Here is a 1441-nt window from a genome sequence, read left to right as displayed (position 1 = left end):
GGTGGAGGAGGCGTCCCGCCGCAGCGGCATCCCCGTCGCGCGGATCGGGCGCTTCCAGGCGGGCCCGGCCTCGGTCACGGTGCTGGACCGGGCGGGACGGGCGGTTTCCGTGCCGCGAGGGGGATGGAGCCACTTCTGATGAGCGCAGCGCAGCCCGCCGGAGCCACGGCCCCCCTGGCCATGCCGGGGGAGGAGCCCGCCGGGATGCGGCGCACCATCCGCCTGCTCTTCTTCTGCCAGGCGCTGAGCAACGCGGCCGTGGTGGGGCAGGTCGCGATGTCGGCGCTGATCGGCTACAGCCTCGTGCCCAACAAGATGCTCGCCACCCTGCCGATGGCGTTGCAGATGCTGGCCACCATGGCCGCCTCCATCCCGGCCGGGATGGTCTTCGCCCGCCTCGGCCGCCGCCCGGGCTTCGTCATCGGGGCGCTGCTGTCCTTCACCGGGGCGCTGGCCTTCGCCTGGGGCGTCTGGCGGGGCGACTTCCTGCTCTACTGCCTGGCCTCCGTCCCGGCCGGGCTGGGCGCCGGCGTGGCGCAGCACTACCGCTTCGCCGCCGCCGAGGTCGCCACCCCGGCCTATCGCCCCAGGGCGATCAGCCTCGTCATGGCGGGCGGCATCCTTTCCGCCGCGCTGGGGCCGGAGCTGGTGAAGCACACGCGCGGCCTCCTGGAGCCGGTGCTCTTCCTGGGCACCTACCTCACCCTGTCGCTGCTGCCGCTCTGCTGCCTCGCGCTGCTGGCCTTCACCCGCCTGCCGCCGCCGCCGCCCCGGCCGAAGACCGCGCTGCGCGTGGCGGAGATCCTGGCCCGCCCGGCCTTCGTGACGGCGGCGCTGACCGCCGCCGTGGCCTACGGCACCATGAACCTCGTGATGACCTCCACCCCGCTGGAGATGATGCTCTGCGGCTTCGGGATCGGGGAAAGCACCACGGTCATCCAGCTCCACTCGCTGGCGATGTTCGCGCCCGGCTTCGTCACGGGGCGGCTGATCGCGCGCTTCGGCGCGCGGCGGGTGATCCTCTGGGGCGTGGCGCTCACGGCGGCCTGCGTGCTGGCCAGCCTGGCGGGGCGGCAGTTCGCGCATTTCTCCCTGGCGCTGGTCGCGCTGGGGATCGGCTGGAACTTCATGTTCGTGGGCGCCACCAACCTGCTGGGCGAAAGCCATGCCCCGGCGGAGCGCTTCAGGGTGCAGGCGGTCAACGACTGCATCGTCTTCGGCACGGTGGCCTGCACCGCCCTGGGCTCCGGCCTGCTGCACGAATGGCTGGGCTGGGAGGCGGTGAACCTGCTGCTGCTGCCGGCGCTGGCCCTGGCGCTGTGGCGGGTCTCCGCGACGCGCCCCGCCCTGGCCTGACGGGGCCGCGGCCGTCCCGCACCATGGAGGCCATCGGACCCGCGCCGGCTCCTGCCGGCCGCGGGCGCGCTGGTGGCTGCGGGGG

The 1441-nt window shown here is 74.3% G+C and carries 1 protein-coding gene; it reads left to right on the top strand.

The annotated features are described in order from the left end of the window. Nucleotides 1-138 precede the first annotated feature (138 nt). Nucleotides 139-1356, top strand: coding sequence for an MFS transporter (locus ROTAS13_RS24425; RefSeq protein ID WP_083755703.1), 1218 nt, complete (start codon nucleotides 139-141; stop codon nucleotides 1354-1356). The last annotated feature ends 85 nt before the right edge of the window (nucleotides 1357-1441 follow it).

This window comes from Roseomonas sp. TAS13, from assembly GCF_001950415.1.
Lineage (GTDB): Bacteria > Pseudomonadota > Alphaproteobacteria > Acetobacterales > Acetobacteraceae > Roseomonas > Roseomonas mucosa.
This window is presented reverse-complemented; position numbering and strand designations above follow the sequence as displayed.